This is a genomic window from Streptomyces sp. NPDC017225 (assembly GCF_044331465.1).
Classification (GTDB): domain Bacteria; phylum Actinomycetota; class Actinomycetes; order Streptomycetales; family Streptomycetaceae; genus Streptomyces.
In genome coordinates this window covers 210364-234475 of record NZ_JBIRNE010000001.1, presented here as the reverse complement: position 1 = coordinate 234475, position 24112 = coordinate 210364, and the positions used below count along the sequence as shown (strand labels likewise).

The following is a 24112-nucleotide window of genomic DNA, read 5'->3' as shown; positions in this document are numbered from 1 at the left end:
GGGCATAGGCGATCCGGTGTTCGAGCCGAGGCTACTGATCGCCCGCCAAACGAGCGAGTCCAAACGGAAATTGACCATCCGTTACCGGTCACTGCCCGGGGCACGTGCCGTACGCCAAGGCATACCAAAGCACGCGAACAGGGCCGTCCCCTCCGCCTGGGTGCGAAGGGGACGGTCCGCTGGTCGCGCGCTGAAGGCAGGCGGGCGGGAGGGTCGCTACTTCTTCGGCGCGCCGACCGGCTTTCCGTCGGGCGAGACGGCGTACCAGGTGCCGCCGACGCCCTGACCGTTGGTGTCGCCGGCCTCCTTGTCGCCGGCGAAGGTGTAGATCGGCCAGCAGTCGACCGTCTGCTGCTCGGCGCCGTCGGGCCGGGTGAAGGTCATCAGGTCCTTCTTCACGACGCCCTCGGTGTCATCGGGCTCCACCGGCGCCACAACCGGCCATTTCTCCAGACAGGCGCCGGTGCACGCCGACACCGGCTCCGGCCAGGCCTCGTCCTTCATGAAGCGGTAGACGGTCATGCCGTTCTTGTCGACGACGATCTCACCGAGCTTCGGATCGTCACGGGTGGACAGCCCGGCCGCCTCCTTCGCCTCGGCCTTCCTGCCGTCCGCGGCCAGCGCGTACCACTTGCCCCCGACGCCCTGGCCCAAGACGTCGCCGGCGGCGGTGTCCTTGGCGTAGCGGTACGCCGGCCAGCCCCCGATGGTCAGCTGCTTGCTGCCGTCGGGCCGGGCGACCTCGCCGAGCAGTGCCTTGTCGATGCCCTCACCGGCGAGGGCGTCGTCGGCGGCCACGGGGGGCCAGGCGGTGGCGCAGTCGTTCTCGCACGTCGTCCTGGGCGGCTTGGCGGTGTCCGCGTCGAAGCGGTAGAGGGTGCGGCCCGCTCCGTCGGTCACCAACTCGCCGATCTCGGCGTCGGTGGAGACGGACAGCTTGCCGGCGGACTCCAGCGGGCTCGCCGTCGCCCGCGCGCCGTCCGCGCCGGTCCCGAGTCCGGCGCCTGCGCCGGTACTGATGTCGCCGACGTCCCCGGGCGCGGCCGTGGCGCCCACGTTCTGGCTGCCGGGGGCGCTGCCGCCGTCCTGGCCGCACGCCGTCGTCAGAGCCAGCACCACCGCGGCGCTCGCCACGAGTGAGGCGCTCCGCCAGGAGGTCTTCATCGTCAATCCCCGATCGTCACGAAGGTGTTGGAACGGCCGCCGCGCCGCCGCACGACACTGGGTACGCGCGGGGAAGCGGGTTGTGTTCAACGGGGCGCGGACTTCTTTCCGGGCCCCGGCTCCGCCCGTCGCCACGCGGGGTACCCGTCCGTACGCGGGTGCGAGCCGAGGCGCGGGCGGGTGTGCGCTGGTCAAACCGCCGGTCGCCCCCTGTCCCCCCTTCGGGGTAATCATCCGGTAATCGGGCGTGATCCGGTGCGCCAGGCTCGATGATCTGCGTCGTGCATGGACCCGAACCGATCCGACCCGCCTCCGCCGGGCGGGTGTTGGCCCTCGTGACGCTGACCTTCACGCTCGTCGGCGTCCCGATCGGCACGGCGCAGGCCGACGCCTGTGCGTATGTGTCGACCGGACCGGGCGGCACCGACGCGGTGGCGGTCGCCGGGAGCGCCTCCTGGCCCACCTTCCCGCCGTGCCCCGAGCCCTCCCCGACGCCGCCTCCCGCCCCTACTCCCACGCCTCCACCCCCACCCCCACCCCCACCACCGCCTCCGTCTCCGTCTCCGTCTCCGAAGCCCACTCCCCCGCCGCCCGCGCCGAGGCCCGAGCCACCGGCGCCGCCCACCCCGGAACCCGAGCCTCCGCCCGCCCCCCGGCCGGCACCGGCCCGGCCCACGCCGACGCCGACGCCCAGCCCCACCCCGGTGCCGGTCCGTCCCGCGGCTCCCGCGCCCGCCCCGTCGGCCACGCCCACGCCCCGCCCGTCACTCAGCCCGGTGAACTACCCGCGTTACCGCGCCGCCCGGCAACAGCAGCGGCCCTCGCGCGGGGCCACGTCGCCGCTCGTCTTCGTCCTGCTCATCACGGTGCCCGCGGTGGTCGCCGTCGCCGCGCTCCGTGCGCGCTGATCTCCTGGAGCCCCCCGTGCCGGAATGGCTTGTTCTCACCCTCGCGATGCTGGCCGCCTGCGTCGTGGTCGTCATCATCACCCTCGTACGGCACCGCAGGGCGTCCGACGACGAGGACATCACCGAGACCCCGGACGTCATCGAGTACATGACGATGTGGATCGGCGTGGTGTACGCCATCGTCCTGGGCCTGGCCATCGCCGGTGTCTGGGAGGCGCGCAGCGCCGCGCAGGACCACGTCCAGGCGGAGGCGGTCGCGCTGCACGAGATCTCGGAACGCGTCCGGGTCTACCCGACCGACGTCCGTGAGCGCATCCGGGAGGATGTCAACGCCTATGTCGGACACGTCGTCACCACCGAGTGGAAGGTCATGGCCGACCGCGGCGAGGTGACCGAACGCGGCACCGAGCTCCTCGACCGCGTCCGCGCGGACGTCACCGACTACGAGCCGAGGTCGGACTTCGAGGCCCAGGCCTACCAGCCGCTCGTCGACCAGGTGACCGCGGCGGACCAGGCCCGCATCGCCCGGTCGGAGTCGACCGGGGCGACCATGCCGGGCGTGGTGTGGTTCGGGCTCCTCGCGGGGGGCGTCATCACCGTGGGAATGATCTTCGCCCTGCAGATCAGGCGCACGACACGCGAAATGGTCCTGGCCGGACTGTTCTCGGCGCTGATCGCCTTCCTGCTCTTCCTGATCTGGGACTTCGACGCACCGTTCAGTCGCGGCGTGGCGGCGTCGACGGATCCGTTCCTGAGTCTCTTCCCGGGAGCGGAGGGCTGAGGCACCCGCGCGCGTCCCCCGGCGGGCCCCCGGGCCGGGGCGGTCCCCGCACCGACGACCCGCCGGGGGCGCGCCCGGGGCGTGCGACACACCGTCACCGTCGCCTGAGCGGCCCACGGACTTGCCCCATTCGCGCTACTGCGATCGCGCCGGCGTGCGCGGCTTCCTAGCGTTTCGGGCATCGAGGTGCGTTTCTGGCGCGAGCGGAACAGGTCCGTCGCCGCTCCTCGGGGACCCGGAGGATTCACCATGCGCGCGATACCCGTCGCCTCGGTCGCACTGCTGGGCGTCGCCGCCCTCTCCGCCTGCGTACCGGCCGGGGCGGCCACCGGCTCCGGCTCGACGTTCGGCTTCCTCGTCCACCCCGCCACCGTCGCGCCGGGCGGCGAGGTCACCCTGGGGGTGGGCCGCGGCTCCGACGGCTGCCAGGGACGCGTCACGGTGTCGTCGCCGGTGTTCGACACGGTCACCATCCCGCGGCACAAGTCGTCGGCGACGGCCCGCGTCCACCGGGATGCCACCCGCGGGTCGGTCCATCGGGTGAGGTTCGCCTGCGACGGGAGGACCGGGACCGTGAAGCTGACCATCGCGGGCGGTGGCTCCCACCGTCCGAGTCCCGAACCCCACCACCCCGACAAGGGCGTGCACGCGGGCGAGGGCGGCAGCGTCGCCGGATTCGACGTGAAGGAGATCGGGCTCGGCCTCGCGCTCATCGCGGGCTCGGTCGGGGCGGCGTACCACCTCTCGCGCCGCCGTTCCGGCGAGGACGCCGCCTGAACTCCGGCCCCGCACCGGCAGGGCTTCGCCCCGGATCCGCGACGGGTCCGGGGCGAAGCCCTGCCGGTGTGTGCCGCGCGATCCGGCCGTGCGACACCGGCGCGTGACGGGAAGAGGGCCGGACGGGCCCGCCCCCCGAAGGCGGAGCCCGTACGGTGTCGGACGGGAACGGGTCAGATCCGCCGCTCGGCCCGGCGGCGCAGCCAGAACAGGCCGCCACCGGCGACGGCAGCGACGACGAGCCCGCCGCCGATCGCGATGTCGGCCGGGGTCGCCCCGCTGGAACTGCTCCCGCCGATGCCGCCGCGGACGCCACCGATCACGGTGAAGGCGGCCGGACGCGTCAGTCGCCTGCCCGAGCAGTTGACGGTGATGTCGTACGAGCCGGGCCGGGCGTCCTCCTTGATGGTGGCGGTGCCCTTGGACGTCTCGTTGGCACCCTTGACCGGGGTCAGGTGGGTCGTCCGGAACGCGTCCGAGGTCATGGTGCCGCCCTGGGGGCACCCGTCGACCGTGACGGTCATCTGGCCGCCGCGGGCGATCACGCTGGGCAGGGCGACGATGTTGGACGGCTGGTTGTGGTCGCCGCCGGCGGTGGCCGCGGGGGCGGCCAGCCCGAGGACAGCGACCGCGGCGCCGGCTGCCGCGAGGGCACGAGTGTTGCGCATGTGTTCCTCCGCGGGAGACGCCCCGGGTCCCGTCCCCGGTCGATCGGCGAGAAAGCGTCTCCCAGAAAGACCCTCAGTTGCCCCGCACGGGGCCGCATTTCGGGGATGGTCCGGGAATGGTCCGTCCTGGTGAGAGGCGTACCGGGCCGGAACCGCGCGAGTGGATATCGCCGCAGGTCACGGACCGTCAGAAGTTTCCCGCCGGGGAAATCCCGGATGGCTCACGGGAAGGCGTCCGCGCCACCCGTTCGCCGCCGCCCCGTCGCCGGTCGGCCGGGTGGCGCATAGCGTGCTCGTATGCGCGGAAGACGCGGCGACGGCCGGGTCGAGAGGGGATGGCGAATGTATGCGTCCGAGTTGGCCGAAGAGGAGGAGCGGTCCAGGAAGCGCGCTCCCTGGGGCGTCATAGCGCTTGTTCTGCTGACCGGGCTCGCGCTCATCCGCAACGGTTCGGGGGAGTTCGAGGTGGGCCCGCCGCAGCCGGCGTCGGCGGCCGCCTCGGACACCCGCGCCGCCGGTGGCGACGGCGCCACCGCCACGGGCCTCGCGCCGCTGGCGTACGCGGTACCCGACCGGGTCTCCGTCCCCGCCATCCAGGTCGACGCGCCGGTCATGCCGGTCGGTCTCGACGCGGAGGGCTGGGTCGACGCCCCGCCCCCCGAGGACCCGAATCTGGCCGGCTGGTTCACCGGCGCGGTCTCCCCCGGTGAAAAGGGCACCGCGGTCGTCGTCGGCCACGTCGACAACAAACAGGGCCCCGCCGTCTTCTACGGGCTCGGGGCCCTGAAAAAGGGAAACAAGGTCGAAGTGCACCGCCAGGACGGAAAGACGGCGGTTTTCGAGATCTACGGCATCGAAGTGTTCGAGAAGGACGATTTCCCCGGCGAGCGGGTCTACGCGTCCAAGGGCGGCCCCGAACTGCGGGTCATCACCTGCGGCGGCGGTTTCTCCAAGCAGAACGGATACGAGGGGAACGTCGTCGCCTTCGCCCGCATGACCGGGATCCGCTGAGCGTGGCCCCGGCCGGGCGGGCGGGCCTGGCGGGCGTCAGACGTAGCGCCGCCGGGGGACGGTGAGGTGGTAGCCGGAGTCCAGGAGTCCGGGCAGATAGGAGCGCAGGGCGCGGACGCTCTGCGAGCGGTCGCCCCCGGCGTCGTGCGAGAGCACCACGACGCCGGGGGCGGCGCCGTCCTCGACCCGGTCGACGATGGCGCCGGTGCCGGGGGTGGTCCAGTCGAGGGTGTCCACGGTCCAGGCGAGCGGTTCCATGCCGAGTTCGGCGCCGAGCTGGAAGGCGGCGCGGTTCCAGGCTCCGTACGGGGCCCGGAACCACCGGGGCGGCTCGCCGTAGGCCTGCTCGACGACCTCGCTGGTCCGTTCCATCTCGGCACGGATGCGGCGCCGGCCCAGGCGGGTCAGCAGCGGGTGGGACCAGGTGTGGTTGCCGACGACATGTCCCTCGTCGGCCATCCGGGAGAGCAGGTCCCTGTTGTAGTCCGCCATCTCGCCGCACACGAAGAACGTCGCGCGCACGTCGTAGCGCGCCAGCGTGTCCAGGATGTCCGGGGTGTAGCGGGGGTCGGGTCCGTCGTCGAAGGTGAGCATCATGGTGCGGCCGCGGGCCGGCATGCGCAGGATCGGCTCGCTGCGTACCGGGGTCCGCAGGGGTGCGGCACGGGGCGCGCCGTATCCGGTCAGGGGCTGGAGGCGGTAGGCGGAGGGCTTGAGCGGGCGGCGGGCCGGGGCTCCCGGGGCGGGGGCGACCGGCCGGGCCGCTCCGTCTCCCCGGCCCACCACGAGCGCGCCGGCGGTGCCGGCCGCTCCCACGGCCGCGGCGCCGGCGAGCAGTACCCGGCGACGGGTGAGCAACTGATCCTTCTTCATGACTCATCAGTCGCCCGGCCGCGGTCCGCCGCACCTGAGCAACACCGGTGCGGCGGCACGAAACCACCCGCCCGGCCCAAGATCACGAGCCACTCGGATAGCCTCGCCGCGTGACGGAACAGCACTCCCAGCGCTTCGAACGGGGCACGGACGGGCCGAAGGTCATCGTCGCCGGGGTCGACGGCTCCGACTCCTCGCTCCGGGCGGCCGCCTACGCCGGCGGCCTGGCCCGGCGGCAGCGCGCGCTGCTCGCCGTGGTGTACGTGCAGCCGGTGCTGGCGGCGGGGGCGGCGCTCGGGGCGCCGGTGGCGGGGACGACGGACGAGATCGCCGAGGACCTGGTGGCCCAGATCCGGGAGGCCACCGAGCGGAGCAGGGGGGTGTTCGACGTGCGCTGGGAGTTCCACACCTTCCGCGGCGACCCCTACAACGGGCTGGTGAGGGCGGCCGACCAGTTGAAGGCGGACGCCGTGATCGTGGGCGCCTCCGAGCAGGCCGGCCACCGGATCGTCGGTTCCGTCGCGGTGCGGCTGGTGAAGGCGGGACGCTGGCCCGTGACAGTGGTGCCGTAGCGCCCTTCGGGTGGCGTGTGCGTCGTGGCTTCCGTCGCGGGCGGGCGTGAGTCGTCATGATCCACCGTCTGCCGTTCGCCGTTCACGAAGAGGTGAGGCGTGTGGCCGGGTTCCGTACGGGCGAGGGCGTTCTGCGCCGCAAACCGATCGAGCACATCGAGGACACCGAGGGCGGTGAGGGCACCGGTCCGGTGCGGTCCCTCGGGTTGTGGCAGCTCACCGCGATCGGCGTGGGCGGCATCATCGGGGCCGGCATCTTCACCCTGGCCGGCACGGCCGCGGGCGGCACGGCGGGGCCGGCGGTCCCCGTCTCGTTCCTCATCGCGGGCGTCCTGCTTCAGCTTCCCGGTCGGTGAGACGGGCGCCGACCTGCCGAACTGGATGCTGGGCGCGCCCGGCACCGGCGACGGCCACCGGGTCGACCTCTTCGCCGCGGTGCTGTGCCTGCTGATCGCGTACCTGCTGACCCTCGGCATCGGAAACGCGGCCCGCTTCGAGATGGTCGTGGTCGTGCTGAAGGTGCTGGTGGTGCTGCTGGTGATCGGGGTCGGCGTCTTCCACATCGACACCTCGAACTACGACCCGTTCTTCCCGTACCGGGTCGGCGGGGCGTTCACCGGCGCGGCGACGGTGTTCTTCGCGGTCTTCGGCTACGACGCCATGTCGACGGCGGCCGAGGAGTCCAAGAACGCCCAGCGGCACATGCCGAAGGCGATCATCTACTCGCTGATGATCTCGATGGTGCTGTACGTGGCGGCCTGTCTGGTGCTCACCTGCATGCAGGACTACAGGGCCATCGCCCCGGAGAGCGGCTTCTCGACGGCGTTCAAGTCGGTGGGGCTGAGTTCTCTGGCCGACGTCATCGCGGTCGGCGCCACCATCGGCATCCTCACGGTGATGTTCACGTTCGTGCTGGGCGTCACCCGGGTGTGGTTCAGCATGAGCCGGGACGGGCTGCTGCCCAAGTGGTTCGCCGGGACCCACCCGACACGGCACGTGCCGATGCGGGTCACCTGGATCGTCGGGGCCGCGTCGGCCGCGATCGCCGGGTTCCTGCCGATCGGCGAGGCGGCCGAGCTGACCAACATCGGCATCCTGCTGGCGTTCGTGGTGGTGTGCGCGGCGGTGATCGTGCTGCGCCACCGGCAGCCGGATCTGCCGCGCACCTTCCGTACGCCGTTCATGCCGGTCGTGCCGGCGGTGGGGATCGCCTTCTCGCTCTGGCTGATCACGTTCCTGCAGTGGCGGACCTGGGCGCGGTTCGCCGTGTGGTTCGCGGTCGGCCTGGTGATCTGCTTCGCGTACTCCTACCGGAAGTCGGAGCTGGCGCGCCGTCAGAGGCCGCGGAGGAAGTCGGCGACGATCTCGCCGAAGACCTCGGGCCGCTCCATGTTCGGGTAGTGCGCGGTGCCCTCGACGGTGACGGAACGGCCGTCCGGGACCGTACGGGCGAGCCGTTCCGCCTCGGCGATCAGATCGGGCGCGTCGAGGTCGCCGTTGACGGTGAGGACCGGAACGTCGATCTTCGGGACCCGGGCCCAGGTGTCGGTGAGGGTCACGTGGTGGTTCTCCTCGTCCGGCGTGTGCTTGGAGAGGGTGCCGAAGGCCATCTCCCGCAGCCGGCGCGGGATGTCCGGGTCGATGTCGTCGAGGGTGCGGGACTCCCCGGCCACGAAGCGCAGGAACGCCGCGAGCCAGCCTTCGACGTCGCCCGCGCCCAGCGCGGCGGCCTGCTCGTCCTGCACCTGCCGCACCCACGGGTCGGTGTGCTGGAACTCGCTGGTGGCGGCCCCGCAGGCCACCACGGCGCGAACCAGCTCCGGGTACTCCAGCACCGTGTCGGTGGCGATGGCGCCGCCCATCGACACACCGACGAGCACCGCGGGGCCGGCGTCGAGGTGGCGCAGCAGGGCGGCGAGGTCGTCGGCCCACCGGAACGGGCGGCTCGCGTTGGCCGAGGCACCGTGGCCGCGGACGTCGGGGGCGATCACGCGGTACCCGGCGGCGGCGAGGGCCGGGATCTGGGCGTCGCAGACCCGGTGGTCGGCGAATCCGGAGTGCAAAAGGACGACCAGGTCCCCGGCACCGGTGTCGCGGTAGGCGAGGTCGCCGTCGGCGGAGTGGAAGAAGCGCAGATCCGAAGCGGTATTCATGACAACCAAGGTGTCATAGTCGGTCGGGATTTGGCAACCAGGGTGTCATGATGGCGAGATGAAGGACATCGACGCACCACTTGCCCCGGACGCCCTCGCCCGGCGTCTCACCGAGGTGTACGACCTGGTCGGCCCCCTCTACCGGCGCGCGCAGCGCAGCGTCGAGCAGGGCCTGACCACCGACGGCCTGTCCGTCGGCGTCCGTGCCGTACTGACGCTGCTGCACCGCAACGGGCCGATGACCGTGCCGCAGATGGGCCGGGCGCAGTCGATCAGCCGTCAGTTCGTGCAGCGGATGGTGAACGACGCCGCCGACCGGAACCTGGTGGAGAGCCTCCCGAACCCGGCGCACCGGCGGTCGTCGCTGATCCGGCTCACGGACGGGGGCCGGGCGGCGATCAGCGGCGTCCTGGACCGGGAGCACCTGCTGTTGCGCGAGGTCGGCGGAGGCCTCACGGACACCGACGTCGCCACGTGCCTGCGGGTGCTGGGGGCCATGCTGACGGCCCTCGACCACGTGGACGACGCCTGACACCCGCGCGGACGCCGCCCGTCCCCACACGGGCGCGATCTGGCCTGCGCGGGCACCATCCGGCCGTGTGGACGTGACCCGGCCCGCGCTCACGCCGCCCGGCCGGTGTGTGCGTCGCCCGGCCTACTCCCCCATCACCAGCCCGTCCTCGGCCGCGCCCCGGCTGAGCACGACGGCGCGGATGCGGTCGCGCACGGCCCGTACGTCGGCCCCCTCCTCCAGCGCGCGGTTCAGGTTCACCACCCGTCCGGCGTCGACGTCGAACAGCTGCGGGACGAACTCGGCCTTGGTCACCCGCCAGCGTTCACCGGGTCCGGCGGGCGGTGCGAAGGTGAAGCGGCCGATGGTCGACTGGTTGCCGCGCGGGTCGCGGGATCCCTCGCCGTTGATCATCTCGCCCGCGATCTGGTCACCCATCCCGTAGATCACCCAGGTGCCGTTGACCTTCTCGTAGGCCTGCGGGACATGGGCGTGGGTGCCGAGGATCAGGTCGATGTCGGGGCGGTCACCGGTCCGTGCGGCGGTCAGGCTCCTGGCCAGGTCGAGCTGGTCCCGGTCGGGCTCGTCCTGCCATTCGGTACCCCAGTGCAGGGACACGACGACGATGTCCGCGCCGGACTCCCGGGCGGCCCGGGAGTCCGCGACGATCCGCTCCTCGTCGATCATGCCGACCGCCCAGGGCTGGTCCTCGGGAACCGGGTGGCCGTTGGTGTGGAGGGTGTAGGCGAGGTGGGCGACCTCGGCCCGGCCCGCGCGCAGGACCGTCGCGGTGCGCGCCTCGCCCTCGGTGCGCGCCGTCCCGGCGTGCCGTACGCCGGCGCGATCGAGGGCGTCCAGGGTGCGGCGGATGCCGTCGGCGCCGTCGTCGACGCTGTGGTTGGAGGCGGTGGAGCAGCCGTCGTATCCGGTGGCGGCCAGCGCCTTGGCCACCTCGGGCGGGGACTTGAAGAGGGGGTAGCCGCTGTAGTCGCCGTGCGCGCCGTACACGGTCTCCATGTGGCACAGGGCGAGATCGGCGGGCGAGACGACGGGGCGTGCGCCGGCCAGCATGGGGCGGAAGTCGTAGCCGGTGCCGCCCGCGTCGAAGCGGGCCCGTTCGATGATCGAGTCGTGCGGCAGTACGTCGCCGGACGCGACCAGGGTGAAGACGCCGGTGTCCGCGGCGGACGGGGCCGGGGCCGGGCGTCTCGGCGGTTCGGGGTCGCGGGCCTGGCAGGCGGCGCCCGCGGTGAGAAGGGCGGTCAGGACCAGGGCCACCTGCCGACTGCGTGTGATCATCCGTCCACTCCGCTGGGGTCGCACACACCAATGGAAAGTCACATTTACTTATAAATAGATAAGAAGGTCCCTCTCGTCACGGGCGGCTCCGACACGCCCATTAGCCCGTCCGGCGTGCGCGTACGGGGCGCGCCGGCTGTTCGAACGGGGCGCGCCGACCGTTCGTCGAACCGTTCGTCGACGCGATCGACCGTCCGTCGCACACCCGTGCGTGCGCCCTGTCCCCGGGCGGCGCCCTGCGGTGCCATACGGCCATGACGGCCGGAATCACCCTCATGGACAGGACGAACGGGACGACCGCCGAGCACGAGCTCGCCGCACTGCAGCGCGAGCACGGCCGGCCGCTCTTCGCGCTGCTGCTGCGGCTCAGCGACGGCGACCGGCAACGCGCCGAGGACCTCGTGCAGGAGACCCTGGTCCGCGCCTGGCAGCACCCCGAGGCCCTGCGCGCCGACGACTTCGACTCGGTGCGGCCCTGGCTGCTCACCGTGGCCCGGCGCCTCGCGATCGACGCGCGCCGGGCCCGGCAGGCACGGCCCGCCGAGGTCGGCGACGCCGTGCTGGAGAACGCGCGGGTCTGTGCCGATCACGCCGAACGGGCCGCCGCGGCCCTGGATGTGCGCAAGGCTGTGAAGACACTCACTCCGGAGCACCGTGAAGTCCTGGTGCTGGTGTACTTCCAGGGGGCGAGTGTGGCGGAAGCCGCGGCAGCCCTGGGCATCCCGCCCGGTACCGTGAAGTCCCGCGCGTACTACGCGCTGCGCGCCCTGCGCAGGGTGCTACCGGGATACGCCGCCGACCTGCGGTGAAACCGACCGTATGGTCAAGCCTCCGTAAAGCGCCTTGCCCTGGACCCCGGTTGGGTAATCGGCTGTCCTCATCCGTGTTCCGGACGGGGGCCCATGACCCGGGTCGGGCGACGCGCACGCACCGGAGGAAGGCAGGAAGGGATGCTGCACAGAGGTCAAGAGAGCACGGACGGCGCCGGAGGGGGCGAACTGACCGTCCCCATGGCGTGGTTGTACGCCGAGTACATCGCCGACGAGCTGTTGCGGACCGGCGACCTGATGCCGCCGACGTCCTTCGAGTTCCGCGCCGGGCGCGACGCCCTGGCGCTGACCGTCTTCCTGTCCGACACCGAGGACGAGCTCAGCGGCATCCGGGTCATCACCCGGATGGAGACCTGGCTGTCACTCACCGCCTACGACCAGCCGTGGCACGAGTGGGTCCGGGAGCGCCTGGCCGAGGCCACGGCCGACGCGGTGGCCGCCGGCCGGCACTCGCCGGACCTGGAGCTGGCCCGGGCGGCCTGGCGCTGGCTCGAGGAGACCGAGCTGCTCGCCCCGGACCTGAAGGCGGTGCCCGGCGGGACACCGGTGACCGGGGAGGACGAGGGGCCGAAGGTGTGGACGCCGGCCTGGCAGCTGGGGCTGCCGCTCGGCCATCTCGCCATCCACCTCTTCTAGCCGTCCCGGCCGGTTTCCCCGGGAACCGGCCGGTTCACGAACTTCTTCGAGGACGGACCAATCCACGGGCCCGGCCGCTCCGAACGCCTCGGTCGCGATTCCGTCCGTGGCTTGAGTGATTCGGCTGTCCGGTGCGTACGGGTGGGAGCAAGGAGTAACCCCACCCGCACCCAACGGCACGAGGATTCGGCATGAGGTCCCTGGAGAGGCATCGTGACGTCGGCGCCTACGCGCTCGGCGTACTGGACGAGGCGGAAGCGTTCCGCTTCGAGGACCACCTCATGGAATGCCCCCGGTGCGCGGCGCGGGTGACCGAATTGGGCCCCGCCGCCCGTCAGCTGATGCTGTACCGGCAGGCGACGCCCCGTTTCGTCCACCCCCTGACCAGGCCCGGTCCGCGGCTGCTCGACCGGCTGCTGTCCGAGGTGGCGGCGCGTCACCGGGCCGGCCGCAGGCGGGTGCTGTACGCCGTGTCCGCGGCGGTCGTGTGCGCCGTGGCCGGTCCCGGCGCCGTGATCCACGCGAGCCAGGCGGACACGGCCGGACGGGTCACCACGACCGACGAACGCTCCGGGGTGTGGGCGCAGGTCACAACCGAGGGCCGGGCCTGGGGCACCGGCGTGGAACTCAAGGTCAAGGACGGGGCGGGCCCGCGCTCCTGCCGGCTGATCGCGGTCGGCCGTGACGGCACGGAGCAGACGGTCACCAGCTGGAACGTTTCCGGGCACGACGCCCGGCCCAGCACCGTGCACGGCGGGGCCGCCCTGCGTCCCGGGCAGATCGCCCGTTACGAGGTGAGGACCTCACAGGGGGAGCGTCTGGCATCCCTTCCGACCGGATGACCGTTCGGTCGCCGCGCGAGGGCGGTCCGACGGCCGTCACTTGAGCAGCCGGGACAGCCTCCGGTCCGCCAGCGGTCTGCCGCCCGTCTGGCAGGTCGGACAGTACTGGAGCGAGGAGTCGCTGAAGGCGACCTCCCGCACGGTGTCGCCGCACACCGGGCAGGGCTCGCCGGTGCGGCCGTGCACGCGCAGCCCGCTCTTCTTCTCGGCCTTCAGCCGGCCGGCCGCGATGCCCCGGGAACGCTCGACCGCCTCGGTGAGCGTCGTGCGCAGGGCCGCGTACAGCCGGGCGGTCTCCTCGTCGGTGAGCGACGCGGCCAGTTTGAAGGGGGACATCCTCGCGGCGTGCAGGATCTCGTCGCTGTACGCGTTCCCCACGCCCGCGATGAGGCTCTGGTCGCGCAGGGCGCCCTTGAGCTGCCGCCGCTCGCCGTCGAGGAGGGCGGCGAAGCGCGCCTCGTCGAAGTCGTCGGCGAGCGGGTCGGGGCCGAGCCGGGCCACGCCCGGCACCTCCCGCGGGTCGGCCACGACGTACACGGCGAGCCGCTTCTGGGTGCCCGCCTCCGTCAGGTCGAAGCCCGCGCCGGTCTCCAGGGCGACGCGCAGGGCCAGGGGGCCCTTGCCGGGGCGGGGGAGGCCGCCGGGGAGGGGGTCCTTCCAGTGCAGCCAGCCCGCGCGGGCCAGGTGGGTCACCAGGTGCGGGCCGCCCGCGGTCTCCACGTCGAGGAACTTTCCGTGGCGGTGCACGGCGGCCACCTGGTGGCCCTCCAGGGCGGTGAGCGGAGGGTCGTACGTCTTCAGGACGCTGATCGCCACGGGCAGCACACGGACGATCTCGCGGCCGGCCAGGTGCTCGGTCAGGAAGTCCCTGAGCGCCTCGACCTCGGGCAGTTCGGGCATACGTCCAGAGTGCCACCGGGGACCGACAGTGCCACCGGGACCGGCCGGGCCGGCGGACTTCAGCCCGCCGGGTGGGACACCACGAACTCGGACCACACGCACTTGCCGCCGCCGCGCGCCTCCACTCCCCACACGTCGGCGAGCGCCTCGACCAGGAGCAGCCCCCGTCCGGAGACACCGGAGTCGCCGGCCTCGCGGCGGCGCGGCAGGGCGCTGGAGGTGTCCTCGACCTCGACCCGCAGCCGGCGGTCGGTGCCGGTGAGCAGCCGCAGGGTGACGATGGCGGAGCCCTCGGTGTGCATGAGGGCGTTGGTGACCAGTTCGTCGGCGATCAGTTCGATCTCGTCGCTCTGGTCCTTGGCACCCCAGGACCGGACCGCCGCGCGGATCATGTGCCGGGCTTCGGTGAGGGCCTCGGGGTCACCCGGGGAGACGTGCTGCTGGAGCCGGCCGAAGGTCCGGGGCGCGCCCGTCCCGTGGCGGCGCAGCAGGAGCAGGGCCACGTCGTCGTCGCCACGGCGCTCGTCGGCCACGTCGATGAGCCGGTCGGCCAGGTCCCGTACGTCCCGCGGGCCGGAGGCGACCAGCGCCGTGAGGACCTGTACTCCCTCGTCGAGGTCGGCGCCGGGCTGCTCGACCAGACCGTCGGTGCACAGCAGCAGGGTGTTGCCCGGGTCCAGCTCGACGGTGGCGACCGGGTAGGCGAGGCGCCCGAACTCGGCGGACAGGCCGAGCGGCAGCCCGCCCTCGACGGGGACCCGGCGGCAGGAGCCGTCGCCGTACCGCAGCAGTGGGTCGATGTGGCCGGCGCGGACCACCTGGACCACTCCGGTGGCCAGGTCCGCCTCCGCGTACAGGCAGGTCGCGAAGCGGTCGGTGTCGAGTTCGTGGAGGAAGACGGAGGCCCGTGCCATCACGGTGGCCGGGGGGTGGCCCTCGGCGGCGTAGGCGCGCAGCACGATGCGGAGCTGGCCCATGACGGCGGCGGCGTGCGTGTCGTGGCCCTGGACGTCGCCGATGACCGCGCCGACGCGTCCGCCGGGCAGCGGGATCACGTCGTACCAGTCGCCGCCGATGTCCCGGCCGAGGGCGCCGCCGATGGTCGCCGCGCGGTAGCGGACGGCGACGTCGCAGCCGGGCACGCTGGGGATGGTGCGCGGCAGCATGGCCTGCTGCAGTCCCTCGGCGAGGTCCATCTCCTGTTCGTAGAGCATGGCCCGCTGGAGGCTCTGCGCGATGCCGCTGCCGAGCGCGACGAGTACGTTGCGGTCCTCCGCGGAGAAGCCGTGCCGGTCGCTGTAGAGCAGTCCGATCGCGCCGATCGGCCGGGCCTGGGCGATCAGCGGCAGGTAGGCGGCCGCGGTGATGTTCAGGTGGGTGATGCTCTCCCACAGCAGGGGATAGCGCTCCGCGAAGTCCTCCGGCGACTCGATGAAGCGGGGACTGAGCGTGCGCACCGCCTCGCTCATCGGGTACGGCTCGTCGATCCGGGTGACGCGGGTGCCGGGGACGAAGCCGTCGTCGGGGCCGTCGGCGACCAGCCGGATGCGGCCGGCCTCTACCAGGCCCATCACGAGGCTGGTGGCACCGAGCCGGGTGAGGCCGTGGGTGTCCCGCAGGACCTCGATGACGTCGTCCACCGTACGGGCGTGCGCGAGTGCCGCCGTGGCGAGCTGGACGACGTTGGTGAGCCTGCGGCGGGCCTCGTCCTGCGCGGCCTGCTCGCGGCGGGCCTCGATGTCGGCGACCTCCTGGGTCGCGTCGCGGACGATGCCGATGATCCGGCGGGGGCGGCCGGTCTCGTCGCGGCGGATGTAGCCCTGGGTACGGGTCCAGCGCAGGGTGCCGGCGCGGGTGCGCAGCCGGAAGTAGGTGCCGTAGTTCTCGCTGCCGTCCTTCATGGCCTGGGCGACCAGGGCGTCCAGGCGGCTGCCCTCCGCCGCGGGAACGCGCGAGGAGAGCGACTCGGGGCGCCCGTCGTACTCCTCGGGGCGCAGGTCGAACACCTCGTAGGCCTGGGCGTCCATGTGGAACAGTCCCGTGTCCAGGTCCCAGTCGAAGCTGCCCATGCGGTTGAGCGCCAGGATGGGATCCGGGTGGGCGGGCCAGTCGTCCGGGAGTGGCGGGGCACTCGCTCCCCGATCAGCCATGGGCCCCACCTTGCCAGGATTTGTCTGATTCTTCGACTCCTGGTCCGCCACCCCGGCGCCGCCTCCGGGGAACCTCCGGCCGACCGGGGTACACCGAGCGTAATCGTACGAGAGGAGCGCGGCCGTGGAGTGGTTCACCGCACCCGACTACTGGCTGAGCCGGCTGGTCTTCCAGCGGGCCCTGGCCGTCATGTACCTGGTCGCGTTCCTGACGGCGGCCCTGCAGTTCCGTGCGCTGATGGGCGAACGCGGTCTGACGCCCGTGCCCCGGTTCGTCGAGCGGGTGCCGTTCAAGCGGGCGCCGAGCCTGTTCCAGCTGCGCTACTCGGACCGCCTCTTCGCGGTCGTGGCGTGGGCGGGCTGCGCGGTGTCGGCGGCACTGGTGGCGGGGCTGGACTCGCTGCTGCCGTTGTGGGGCGCGATGCTGCTGTGGCTGGTGCCGTGGGTGCTGTATCTGTCGATCGTCAACGTCGGGCAGACCTGGTACTCGTTCGGCTGGGAGTCGCTGCTGCTGGAGACCGGCTTCGTCGCCGTGTTCCTCGGCAACGACGAGGTGGCGCCGCCGGTCGTCGTCCTGTTCCTGCTGCGCTGGCTGCTGTTCCGGGTCGAGTTCGGGGCGGGGCTGATCAAGATGCGGGGCGACGAGTGCTGGCGGAAGCTGACCTGCCTGGACCACCACCACGAGACCCAGCCGATGCCTGGCCCGCTGAGCTGGTTCTTCCACCACCTCCCCCGCCCGCTGCACCGTGTCGAGGTGGCCGCGAACCACGTCACGCAGCTGGTGGTGCCCTTCCTGCTCTTCACCCCGCAGCCCGTCGCGACGGCCGCCGCGGCGCTGATGATCGTGACCCAGCTGTGGCTGGTGCTGTCGGGCAACTTCTCCTGGCTGAACTGGATCACCATCGTGCTGGCCCTGCCGGCGGTCCGGTTCCCGGCCGATCCGCCGTCCGTGGCCACCGCGCCGCTCTGGTACGAGGTGGTGGTCCTCGCGGTGGCGGCGCTGCTGGTGTTCCTGAGCCACCGGCCGGTCCGCAACATGATCTCCCGCGGCCAGGTGATGAACCGCTCCTTCGACTCGCTCCACCTGGTCAACACCTACGGCGCCTTCGGGAGCGTCAGCCGGGTCCGCCACGAGGTGGTGATCGAGGGGACCGCCGACGAGGTGGCCCGCGAGGACGGGGACTGGCGGGAGTACGAGTTCAGGGGCAAGCCCGGGGATCCACGGCGCTGGCCGCGCCAGTTCGCGCCGTACCACCTCCGGCTGGACTGGCTGATGTGGTTCGCCGCGCTGTCCCCCGCGTACGCCGGGTCGTGGTTCGGCACCCTCGTGGAACGGCTGCTGGAGAACGACCGGGCGACGCTGAGACTGCTGCGCCGCTCCCCGTTCCCGCCCGACGCGCCGCCGCGCTTCGTCCGCGCCCGGCTGTTCCGCTACCGGTACACGACGTGGCGCGAGCTGCGGGAGACGGGCGCGTGCTGGGAACGGACGTACGTGCGGGAGTACCTGCCGCCGACGCGGCTGGCGGGGGTTCCGGAGCAGTCGTAGCCGCACGGGCGGACGGGCCCGGTTCACGGATGGACCGGGCCCGTGCGGGCGCTACGCGCGCTTCAGCCGCAGGGTCATCAGCTGGAACGGGCGCAGTCGTACGGCGATCCGGTCGCCGTCGGCCTCGACCGCGGTCTCCTCCTCGGCGAGCGGCCGCTCCAGCAGGTCGGTGACCGCCACGCCCGCGACCCGGAAGCCGGCCGTCAGGGTGGCCCGCGCCCGGCCGCCGTGGGCCTCGTGGAAGCGGACGACGACGTCGCCGCTGCCGTCGTCGGCCAGCTTGACGGCGGTGACGACGACCGCGTCCCGGTCGGACGACACCAGCGGCGCGACCTCCCCGGTGCCCGTGACCCGCCGCTCGGGCAGGTTGATCCGCCAGCCCTCGCGCACGGCGTCACCGATGCCCGCACCCGGCACCAGCGCGTGCCGGAACCGGTGCACGCCCTGGTCGGTCCCGGGGTCGGGGAAGCGCGGGGCGCGCAGCAGGGACACCCGGACCGTGGTGGTCGTACCGGCGTCGCCGTCGGTACGGACCGTGCGGGTGACGTCGTGGCCGTACGTCGAGTCGTTGACGACGGCCACACCCCAGCCGGGCTCCTCCAGGTGGAGGAAGCGGTGGTTGCAGGCCTCGAACTTGGCCGCCTCCCAACTGGTGTTGGTGTGCGTGGGCCGGTGGAAGTGCCCGAACTGGGTCTCGGACGCGTACCGCTCGGCGTGCACGTCGAGCGGGAAGGCGAGCTTGAGGAACTTCTCCGTCTCGTGCCAGTCGACCTCGGTGTCCACGTCCAGCCTGCGCTCCCTGGGCGCCAGCGTCAGGAGCTGGGTGACGCGGGAGGAGCCGAAGGTGCGGACGACCCGCACCGAGGCGCCGTCGTCGCCGGGGGCGACCTCGTCGGCGCCGGTGAGGTCGGTGACCGTGTTGCGGTAGAACTCGTCGACGTCCCAGGCGTCCCACTTGTTCGGGAGGTCGGGGTGGAGCTGGAGCAGGTTGCCGGCCCCGCCCGGCGCGATGGTCTCACGGTCGGCGGCGATGTCGTACGCCGACACGACCAGCCCCCGGCCGTCGACCTCGACGCGCAGCAGTCCGTTGTCCAGGACGTGGCCGCCGCCGGGGCGGGCGGTGAGGCCGGTGCGGCCCTCGGCGACGGGCGCGGCGGCGGCGCCCGCCGGGACTCCCGCCCGCGCGTGCGGGGCGGAGTTGAAGACCAGCGGGGTGTCACCCTCGCCGGCCAGGGCGCGCTGCGCGGCGTCGATGATCCCGTTCAGCTCGTCGGCGACCCGGTCGTAGGTCGCGCGTGCCTCGCGGTGCACCCAGGCGATGGAGGAGCCGGGCAGGATGTCGTGGAACTGGTGCAGCAGCACCGTCTTCCAGACGCGGTCCAGGGCGTCGTACGGGTAGGGGAACCCGGCACGCACGGCCGCCGTGGCCGCCCACAGTTCGGCCTCGCGCAGCAGGTGTTCGCTGCGGCGGTTGCCCTGCTTGGTCCTGGCCTGGCTGGTGAGGGTGGCGCGGTGGAGTTCGAGGTAGAGCTCGCCGACCCAGACGGGCGGCCGCGGGTTCTCCGCCTCGGCCATCTCGAAGAAGGCCCCCGGGGTCTCCCAGGTGACGGTCGCCGAGCCCTCCAGGTCGCGCAGGCGGGCCGCCTTGGCGATCATCTCGCGGGTGGTGCCGCCGCCGCCGTCGCCCCAGCCGGTCGGGGCGAGGGAGTGCCGGGCGACGCCCTTGTCCTTGAAGTTGCGGGCGGCGTGCGCGATCTCGCTGCCCTTCATCGAGCAGTTGTAGGTGTCGACGGGTGGGAAGTGGGTGAAGATCCGGGTGCCGTCGATGCCCTCCCAGCGGAAGGTGTGGTGCGGGAACCTGTTCGTCTGCGACCAGGAGATCTTCTGCGTCAGCAGGTACTTGACTCCGGCCGCCTTGATGATCTGCGGCAGTCCGGCCGCGAAGCCGAAGGTGTCCGGGAGCCACGCCTCGTCGTTCTCGACACCGAACTCGTCGAGGAAGAACCGCTTGCCGTGCACGAACTGCCGGGCCATCGCCTCCGAGCCGGGCATGTTGGTGTCCGACTCCACCCACATGCCGCCGGTGGGCACGAACCGGCCGTCCGCCACGGCCTTCTTCACCCGCGCCCACACCTCGGGCCGGTGGTCGCGTACCCACGCCCACTGCTGGGCCTGCGACATGGCGAAGACGAAGTCCGGCTCGTCCTCCAGGAGCGCGGTCATGTTGGAGGCCGTACGGGCCACCTTGCGCACGGTCTCGCGCAGCGGCCACAGCCACGCCGAGTCGATGTGCGCGTGACCGACGGCGCTGATCCGGTGCGCCGAGGGGACGGCGGGGGCGGAGAGGACGCCGGCGAGGCGGGTACGGGCCTGTCCCGCGGTGCCGTTCACGTCCTGGAGGTCGACCGCGTCCAGCGCCTTGTCCACCGCGCGCAGGATCTCCCAGCGGCGCTGCGAGTCCACCGGCAGCTCGGCCATCAGCTCGCCGAGCACCTCGAGGTCGGTGACGAGGTTCCACACCGTCTCGTCGAAGACGGCGAGGTCCATGCGGGTGAGCGTGTACAGCGGTTCGCTGCCGGCGGTGTCCTTGTCGCCGAGCGGCGTGGGCACGAAGGGGCGGGCGCCGAAGATGACGGGGTTGGAGGCGGCCTCGACGTGCAGGCGCACCTCCTCGCCGCCCTCTGCGGGGGCACCGATCCGCACCCACTGGTTGCGGGGGTTGAGCCCCTTCACCGGAGTGCCGTCGGGGCGGTAGACCAGGCCCTCGCACTGGAAGCCGGGCATGTTCTCGTCGAAGCCGAGGTCGAGGACCGCCTCCACGGTCCTCCCGGCCCACTTCTCGGGCACGGTGCCGGTGACGCGGAACCAGCTGGTGCCCCAGGGAGCGCCCCAGCGGGCGCCCACCTCGATGGGCTCGGGGTCGGCCGCGAGTCCCTCGGCGACCGGCACGGGCTCGCCGGGGGCGTTCCACACCGCGACGTCCAGCGGCAGGGACTCGGGGTACACGGCGGGGCGGACGCGCTCGTCGAGGACGCGCCTGAGGCGGGCTTCGACCAGGTCGCGGTCGTCATGCATGCGGGTGCTCCGGGGTCGAGGGGGCGGGTGACGGCGAAAGTGCGGGTGGCTACCGGGGCGGCTGTTGCCAGAGGTGGGTCACGGTGGCGGTTCCGACGTGCTGTACAGCTCCCCCACCGTGCGCGCTTCGAACCGTGCGGCGCGCTCGCCGCGTTCGGGGCCTCGAGGTTTCGGGGCCTCGGTGCCTCGGGGCCGAAGGCAGCGTCGGATGTCAGGTCGCGTTCCGCGTTCCGCACTCCGGCCGAAGTCGCCTCCGCCGGAGCCGGTCGGCCGGTTCGGGCTCTCGACGCGGAGGGGCCCGGACGGGCAGAGTGCTTCCTGCGTACTCGCCAGTAATCCCGTTCCCCGCCACCCCGAGGAGCCCTCCGTGACCGACTGGGCCGGCCGCACCGCCGTAGAGATCGCAGCCGCCGTACGGGAGAAGCGGGCCACGCCCCGTGAGGTGGTGGCAGATCATCTGGCCCGTATCGCGCGGCTCGACGGCCGGGTCGGTGCCTTCCGCCTGGTGCGTGCCGAGGCGGCCCTCGCCGAGGCTGAGGAGGTGGGCGCCCGGGGCGGACTGGGCGAACTGCCGCTGGCCGGCGTGCCGGTGGCGGTGAAGGACAATCTCGCGGTGCGCGGCGAGTCCACGCGCAACGGCTCGGCCGCGACACCGGACACGCCCGCCGGTGAGGACCACCTCACCGTGGCCCGGCTGCGGGCGGCCGGCGCGGTGGTGGTGGGACTGACGAACGTGCCCGAGCTGTGCGTGTTCGGCACCACTGACGGCGTGCACGGCACCGCCCGCAACCCATGGGACCCGGCCCGCACGGCCGGCGGCTCCTCCGGCGGCAGCGCGGCCGCGGTCGCCGCCGGGATGGTGCCGATCGCGCTCGGCAACGACGGCATGGGCTCGCTGCGCATACCGGCGGCCAACTGCGGCCTGGTCACCATCAAACCGGGCCACGGGGTGGTGCCGGCCGGGACGGGCGACGGCGACTGGTTCGGCATGTCCGAGAACGGGCCGCTGGCCACGACGGTCGAGGACGCCCGCCTGATGCTCGCGGTCCTCGCGGACGACCTCGCGGACGGTGAACCGCCGCGCCGCGCGGGCTCCGGCACCCTCCGCGTCGCCGCCTCGCCGCGCAGCCCCCTGGCCGGTGTCACCGTCTCCCGCCCCTACGCGGAGGCCGTCCGCGAGGCGGCCGGGGTGCTGATGAAGGCCGGGCACCAGGTGCGCAGGGCCGACCCGCCCCGTCCGGCGTCGCTGGGCCTGACCGCCCTGACCCACTGGACGGCCGGTACGTCCGTGGACGCGCGGGACCTGGACCGGCGGCTGCTGGCCAGGCGGACCCGGGTGCACGCGGCCCTCGGGCGGCGTTTCGTACGCACGGTGGCCACCGGCAAGGGCAGGGAGGGGCTCCGCGGGCGCCTGGAGCCGTTCTTCCGCGAGTACGACGTCCTGCTCACCCCGGCGCTGGCCCGCCGTTCCCCCAAGGCGGGGCCCTGGCACGAGCGGGGCTGGCTGCGCAACATGGCGGCCAACTCCGCGTACTCGCCCTTCACCCCACCCTGGAACCTGACCGGCTGGCCCGCGCTGGTGGTCCCGTTCGGCACCCTGCCCTCGGGCGCCCCCCGCGCCGTACAGCTGGCGGGGCCGCCGGGGGCGGAGGCGGCGCTGCTGGAGCTGGCGGAGCGGATCGAGGAACTGCGTCCCTGGCGGCGGACGGCACCGCTGGACTGAGAGGCCCCTACAGCGCCCGGTGCATGATGTGCAGGCCGATCCGCCCGTGCCGCGGGTGGTCGAAGGCGTCCGGCACCGTGCCCAGGATCGTGAATCCGAGGGAGGTCCAGAGCTTCACGGCCGGGTTGGTCTCGACCACGGCGTTGAAGACCATGGCCCGGTATCCGTCCGTCCTGGCCGCTGCCAGGACGTGCTCGGCGAGGGCGCGGCCGGTGCCGCGGCCGGCCCGGTCGGGGTCGACCATGAATCCGGCGTTGGCCACGCGGGCGGCGGGGCCGCCGTAGTTGGGGGTGACATAGGCGGAGGCGACGACGGTGCCGGTGTCGTCCTCGGTGACGTAGACCCGTTTCGCGGGGCTCATCCACAGGGCCCGGGCGTCCTTCTCGGACGTGTCCGGGTCCCAGGCGTAGGTCTCGCCGGCCGCCACGATGCGGTGCCAGAAGGGCCAGATGTGCGGCCAGTCGTCGGCCGTCGCTTCCCTGATCAGCATGGGCGTGAGTCTCGCACGCCCATGCGGCCGGCAGGACCCGCGGGTGGCGCCGCGGGTCAGTCCACGCTGGGCAGGATGTGGGGCTCGGCGAGGTCCTCCTCGTACCCCGCGAGGCGGATCGGGGCGGACCGGGCCCACACGTCGAGGCTGCCGAGCTCTCCGGGCCGGCGGCCCGCACGCTCGGTGCGTTCCTTGGGGCGTTGCTCTGGATTCGTCGTCGTCTCCGGTGTCACCGCGCACTCCTTATGTGTCGGGTCACCCTCGGGGCCTGTCCCGCCAGTCTCCTGTCCGGCACCCGGCGCCCGCTCGGGTGTGGGTCGAATGCAGTTCGGACGCGGTGGCGCCGGTAACCCGTGCGAGAACAGGCCGTTGTGAACCGGCTTGTCCCATGACGGACCTTGGGTGTGGGTAGTGCCCTGTGCGGCCGCCCGTCCGCTTCAGACTAACCAAATGAGCGGGGGCGCGCTCTATGGGGCTCGAAACATGGGGGAACCATTGCCTTTCACTCCGCGTGCAGTTGACCCTGTTCCAGCCGGTTTCGCCCGCTTGTGCACTGTGTGCGACTCACCCGTTCGGCCCATATCTCCGATCACACCTTCGAATGTCGGCGACGACAGGGCGCACAGTTAAGTCGCCGTTGGCTGCGGCGCAAGCTCGTCATGGTCTGCTGCCGGTCGGCAACGGCTGTCTCGTGGGAGGACCGAGGCATGGAACTGCGCAGCGTCGAGGAGCTGATGGACCTGCTGTACGCCTGCCGGGGCGAACGGTCCGCCGCGGAGCACGGCAGCGGGTCCGCGGACCCGCACGGGCACGCGCTGCGGACCGCCGCGCTGCTGCGCCGGCGCCGCCCCGCCGACAAGGAACTCCAGGTGGCCGGTTTGGTGTCGCCCGTGGGCCGGCTGCTGTGGCCCGGCGACCCGGCCGGCCGGACCGCGGACGTGGTGCGACCGCTGCTCGGTTCGCGCGTCGCCCGCCTGCTGCGCCGGCACGCCCACCCGGACGCCTGGGCCCACGACGACGATCTGGTCAGCCTGCGCCAGGCCGACGAGGAGGCACGCACCACCGTCTTCGACGCCGGGGTCCTGGAGGACTGGCGCGCGGTACTGGAGCTGACGGCGGCGCGGAACTCGCGGCTGGGCGCGGTCGAGTGAGCCATCGCGGGCCCGGCCCCCCCCTCAGCGCCGCCCCGGCCCACCGCCGTAG

At 72.9% G+C, this 24112-nt stretch carries 22 protein-coding genes and 1 pseudogene; 13 read left to right on the top strand and 10 right to left on the bottom strand.

The window, feature by feature from the left end; genetic code table 11:
* Positions 1-216: 216 nt before the first annotated feature.
* Complete coding sequence (locus tag ACH4NX_RS00865; RefSeq protein ID WP_351394950.1) at positions 217-1164, bottom strand: SCO0930 family lipoprotein; 948 nt, start codon at positions 1162-1164, stop codon at positions 217-219.
* A 776-nt stretch (positions 1165-1940) separates the two neighbouring features.
* Between ACH4NX_RS00865 and ACH4NX_RS00860 the strand changes: the two genes are divergently transcribed.
* From ACH4NX_RS00860 to ACH4NX_RS00850, 3 genes are all read left to right on the top strand, one after another.
* Positions 1941-2072, top strand: coding sequence for a hypothetical protein (locus tag ACH4NX_RS00860; protein WP_351394639.1), 132 nt, complete (start codon positions 1941-1943; stop codon positions 2070-2072).
* A gap of 16 nt (positions 2073-2088) precedes the next feature.
* Positions 2089-2853, top strand: a complete 765-nt coding sequence (locus ACH4NX_RS00855) for a DUF4239 domain-containing protein (RefSeq protein WP_351394636.1) — start codon at positions 2089-2091, stop codon at positions 2851-2853.
* Positions 2854-3102: 249 nt separating this feature from the next.
* Positions 3103-3630 carry a hypothetical protein gene (locus ACH4NX_RS00850; RefSeq protein ID WP_351394634.1) on the top strand — a complete coding sequence of 176 codons (528 nt, stop codon included), beginning with the start codon at positions 3103-3105 and terminating at the stop codon, positions 3628-3630.
* 173 nt (positions 3631-3803) lie between these two features.
* Here the strand turns inward: ACH4NX_RS00850 and ACH4NX_RS00845 are convergent, their stop codons facing one another.
* Positions 3804-4298 carry a hypothetical protein gene (locus ACH4NX_RS00845; RefSeq protein ID WP_351394631.1) on the bottom strand — a complete coding sequence of 165 codons (495 nt, stop codon included), beginning with the start codon at positions 4296-4298 and terminating at the stop codon, positions 3804-3806.
* Positions 4299-4640: 342 nt separating this feature from the next.
* Here ACH4NX_RS00845 and ACH4NX_RS00840 point away from each other — a divergent pair, with 342 nt between their 5' ends.
* Positions 4641-5309: a class F sortase gene (locus ACH4NX_RS00840; RefSeq protein ID WP_351394628.1), complete on the top strand. Its 669-nt coding sequence runs from the start codon at positions 4641-4643 to the stop codon at positions 5307-5309.
* Positions 5310-5345: 36 nt separating this feature from the next.
* On the opposite strand, the gene ACH4NX_RS00835 is transcribed toward ACH4NX_RS00840, so the two are convergent.
* Positions 5346-6182: a polysaccharide deacetylase family protein gene (locus tag ACH4NX_RS00835; RefSeq protein ID WP_351394625.1), complete on the bottom strand. Its 837-nt coding sequence runs from the start codon at positions 6180-6182 to the stop codon at positions 5346-5348.
* Positions 6183-6292: 110 nt separating this feature from the next.
* Between ACH4NX_RS00835 and ACH4NX_RS00830 the strand changes: the two genes are divergently transcribed.
* Both ACH4NX_RS00830 and ACH4NX_RS00825 read left to right on the top strand, forming a co-directional pair.
* Positions 6293-6754, top strand: a complete 462-nt coding sequence (locus ACH4NX_RS00830) for a universal stress protein (protein ID WP_351394622.1) — start codon at positions 6293-6295, stop codon at positions 6752-6754.
* A 101-nt stretch (positions 6755-6855) separates the two neighbouring features.
* Positions 6856-8155: pseudogene (locus ACH4NX_RS00825) on the top strand (APC family permease).
* On the opposite strand, the gene ACH4NX_RS00820 reads toward ACH4NX_RS00825, so the two are convergent.
* The gene (locus ACH4NX_RS00820; protein WP_398127262.1) at positions 8089-8907 is read right to left on the bottom strand and encodes an alpha/beta fold hydrolase; all 819 of its coding nucleotides are present in this window, start codon (positions 8905-8907) and stop codon (positions 8089-8091) included. The pseudogene ACH4NX_RS00825 and the gene ACH4NX_RS00820 overlap by 67 nt on opposite strands.
* Before the next feature lie 58 nt (positions 8908-8965).
* Between ACH4NX_RS00820 and ACH4NX_RS00815 the strand changes: the two genes are divergently transcribed.
* Positions 8966-9439, top strand: a complete 474-nt coding sequence (locus tag ACH4NX_RS00815) for a MarR family winged helix-turn-helix transcriptional regulator (RefSeq protein ID WP_398127261.1) — start codon at positions 8966-8968, stop codon at positions 9437-9439.
* A 123-nt stretch (positions 9440-9562) separates the two neighbouring features.
* Here the strand turns inward: ACH4NX_RS00815 and ACH4NX_RS00810 are convergent, their stop codons facing one another.
* Complete coding sequence (locus ACH4NX_RS00810) at positions 9563-10717, bottom strand: CapA family protein (protein WP_351394613.1); 1155 nt, start codon at positions 10715-10717, stop codon at positions 9563-9565.
* 254 nt (positions 10718-10971) lie between these two features.
* Between ACH4NX_RS00810 and ACH4NX_RS00805 the strand changes: the two genes are divergently transcribed.
* The 3 genes from ACH4NX_RS00805 (at position 10972) to ACH4NX_RS00795 (ending at position 13025) form a co-directional block, all read left to right on the top strand.
* Entirely contained in the window at positions 10972-11526 is a 555-nt protein-coding gene (locus tag ACH4NX_RS00805) for a sigma-70 family RNA polymerase sigma factor (RefSeq protein WP_279562020.1), read from the top strand.
* A gap of 141 nt (positions 11527-11667) precedes the next feature.
* Complete coding sequence (locus ACH4NX_RS00800) at positions 11668-12183, top strand: hypothetical protein (RefSeq protein WP_351394610.1); 516 nt, start codon at positions 11668-11670, stop codon at positions 12181-12183.
* A 191-nt stretch (positions 12184-12374) separates the two neighbouring features.
* Complete coding sequence (locus tag ACH4NX_RS00795; RefSeq protein ID WP_398127260.1) at positions 12375-13025, top strand: zf-HC2 domain-containing protein; 651 nt, start codon at positions 12375-12377, stop codon at positions 13023-13025.
* A gap of 36 nt (positions 13026-13061) precedes the next feature.
* Here ACH4NX_RS00795 and ACH4NX_RS00790 read toward each other — a convergent pair whose 3' ends face one another.
* Both ACH4NX_RS00790 and ACH4NX_RS00785 read right to left on the bottom strand, forming a co-directional pair.
* The gene (locus ACH4NX_RS00790; RefSeq protein WP_351394604.1) at positions 13062-13925 is read right to left on the bottom strand and encodes a DNA-formamidopyrimidine glycosylase family protein; all 864 of its coding nucleotides are present in this window, start codon (positions 13923-13925) and stop codon (positions 13062-13064) included.
* A gap of 59 nt (positions 13926-13984) precedes the next feature.
* The gene (locus ACH4NX_RS00785) at positions 13985-16075 is read right to left on the bottom strand and encodes a SpoIIE family protein phosphatase (protein ID WP_351394601.1); all 2091 of its coding nucleotides are present in this window, start codon (positions 16073-16075) and stop codon (positions 13985-13987) included.
* 124 nt (positions 16076-16199) lie between these two features.
* Here ACH4NX_RS00785 and ACH4NX_RS00780 point away from each other — a divergent pair, with 124 nt between their 5' ends.
* A complete protein-coding gene (locus ACH4NX_RS00780; protein WP_351394599.1) occupies positions 16200-17621 on the top strand; it encodes a lipase maturation factor family protein in 1422 nt (473 codons plus the stop codon).
* A gap of 51 nt (positions 17622-17672) precedes the next feature.
* Here ACH4NX_RS00780 and ACH4NX_RS00775 read toward each other — a convergent pair whose 3' ends face one another.
* Positions 17673-20696, bottom strand: coding sequence for an alpha-mannosidase (locus ACH4NX_RS00775; protein WP_398127259.1), 3024 nt, complete (start codon positions 20694-20696; stop codon positions 17673-17675).
* A 367-nt stretch (positions 20697-21063) separates the two neighbouring features.
* Here ACH4NX_RS00775 and ACH4NX_RS00770 point away from each other — a divergent pair, with 367 nt between their 5' ends.
* A complete protein-coding gene (locus ACH4NX_RS00770; RefSeq protein WP_351394593.1) occupies positions 21064-22419 on the top strand; it encodes an amidase in 1356 nt (451 codons plus the stop codon).
* 7 nt (positions 22420-22426) lie between these two features.
* On the opposite strand, the gene ACH4NX_RS00765 is transcribed toward ACH4NX_RS00770, so the two are convergent.
* Together ACH4NX_RS00765 and ACH4NX_RS00760 are read right to left on the bottom strand one after the other, a co-directional pair.
* Positions 22427-22909 carry a GNAT family N-acetyltransferase gene (locus tag ACH4NX_RS00765; protein ID WP_398127258.1) on the bottom strand — a complete coding sequence of 161 codons (483 nt, stop codon included), beginning with the start codon at positions 22907-22909 and terminating at the stop codon, positions 22427-22429.
* A gap of 56 nt (positions 22910-22965) precedes the next feature.
* Positions 22966-23142: a hypothetical protein gene (locus tag ACH4NX_RS00760; RefSeq protein WP_279562029.1), complete on the bottom strand. Its 177-nt coding sequence runs from the start codon at positions 23140-23142 to the stop codon at positions 22966-22968.
* A gap of 474 nt (positions 23143-23616) precedes the next feature.
* On the opposite strand from ACH4NX_RS00760, the gene ACH4NX_RS00755 reads away from it, so the two are divergent.
* Complete coding sequence (locus ACH4NX_RS00755; RefSeq protein ID WP_398127257.1) at positions 23617-24060, top strand: hypothetical protein; 444 nt, start codon at positions 23617-23619, stop codon at positions 24058-24060.
* Positions 24061-24112: the final 52 nt, after the last annotated feature.

Excerpts from the sequence above, each read along its gene's own strand:
- ACH4NX_RS00805 (WP_279562020.1), top strand. The coding sequence starts at position 10,972 with ATGACGGCCGGAATCACCCTCATGGACAGGACGAACGGGACGACCGCC.
- ACH4NX_RS00810 (WP_351394613.1), bottom strand. The coding sequence starts at position 10,717 with ATGATCACACGCAGTCGGCAGGTGGCCCTGGTCCTGACCGCCCTTCTC.
- ACH4NX_RS00865 (WP_351394950.1), bottom strand. The coding sequence starts at position 1,164 with ATGAAGACCTCCTGGCGGAGCGCCTCACTCGTGGCGAGCGCCGCGGTG.
- ACH4NX_RS00795 (WP_398127260.1), top strand. The coding sequence starts at position 12,375 with ATGAGGTCCCTGGAGAGGCATCGTGACGTCGGCGCCTACGCGCTCGGC.
- ACH4NX_RS00840 (WP_351394628.1), top strand. The coding sequence starts at position 4,641 with ATGTATGCGTCCGAGTTGGCCGAAGAGGAGGAGCGGTCCAGGAAGCGC.
- ACH4NX_RS00845 (WP_351394631.1), bottom strand. The coding sequence starts at position 4,298 with ATGCGCAACACTCGTGCCCTCGCGGCAGCCGGCGCCGCGGTCGCTGTC.
- ACH4NX_RS00755 (WP_398127257.1), top strand. The coding sequence starts at position 23,617 with ATGGAACTGCGCAGCGTCGAGGAGCTGATGGACCTGCTGTACGCCTGC.
- ACH4NX_RS00790 (WP_351394604.1), bottom strand. The coding sequence starts at position 13,925 with ATGCCCGAACTGCCCGAGGTCGAGGCGCTCAGGGACTTCCTGACCGAG.
- ACH4NX_RS00800 (WP_351394610.1), top strand. The coding sequence starts at position 11,668 with ATGCTGCACAGAGGTCAAGAGAGCACGGACGGCGCCGGAGGGGGCGAA.
- ACH4NX_RS00815 (WP_398127261.1), top strand. The coding sequence starts at position 8,966 with ATGAAGGACATCGACGCACCACTTGCCCCGGACGCCCTCGCCCGGCGT.
- ACH4NX_RS00765 (WP_398127258.1), bottom strand. The coding sequence starts at position 22,909 with ATGCTGATCAGGGAAGCGACGGCCGACGACTGGCCGCACATCTGGCCC.
- ACH4NX_RS00785 (WP_351394601.1), bottom strand. The coding sequence starts at position 16,075 with ATGGCTGATCGGGGAGCGAGTGCCCCGCCACTCCCGGACGACTGGCCC.
- ACH4NX_RS00820 (WP_398127262.1), bottom strand. The coding sequence starts at position 8,907 with ATGAATACCGCTTCGGATCTGCGCTTCTTCCACTCCGCCGACGGCGAC.
- ACH4NX_RS00775 (WP_398127259.1), bottom strand. The coding sequence starts at position 20,696 with ATGCATGACGACCGCGACCTGGTCGAAGCCCGCCTCAGGCGCGTCCTC.
- ACH4NX_RS00835 (WP_351394625.1), bottom strand. The coding sequence starts at position 6,182 with ATGAAGAAGGATCAGTTGCTCACCCGTCGCCGGGTACTGCTCGCCGGC.
- ACH4NX_RS00850 (WP_351394634.1), top strand. The coding sequence starts at position 3,103 with ATGCGCGCGATACCCGTCGCCTCGGTCGCACTGCTGGGCGTCGCCGCC.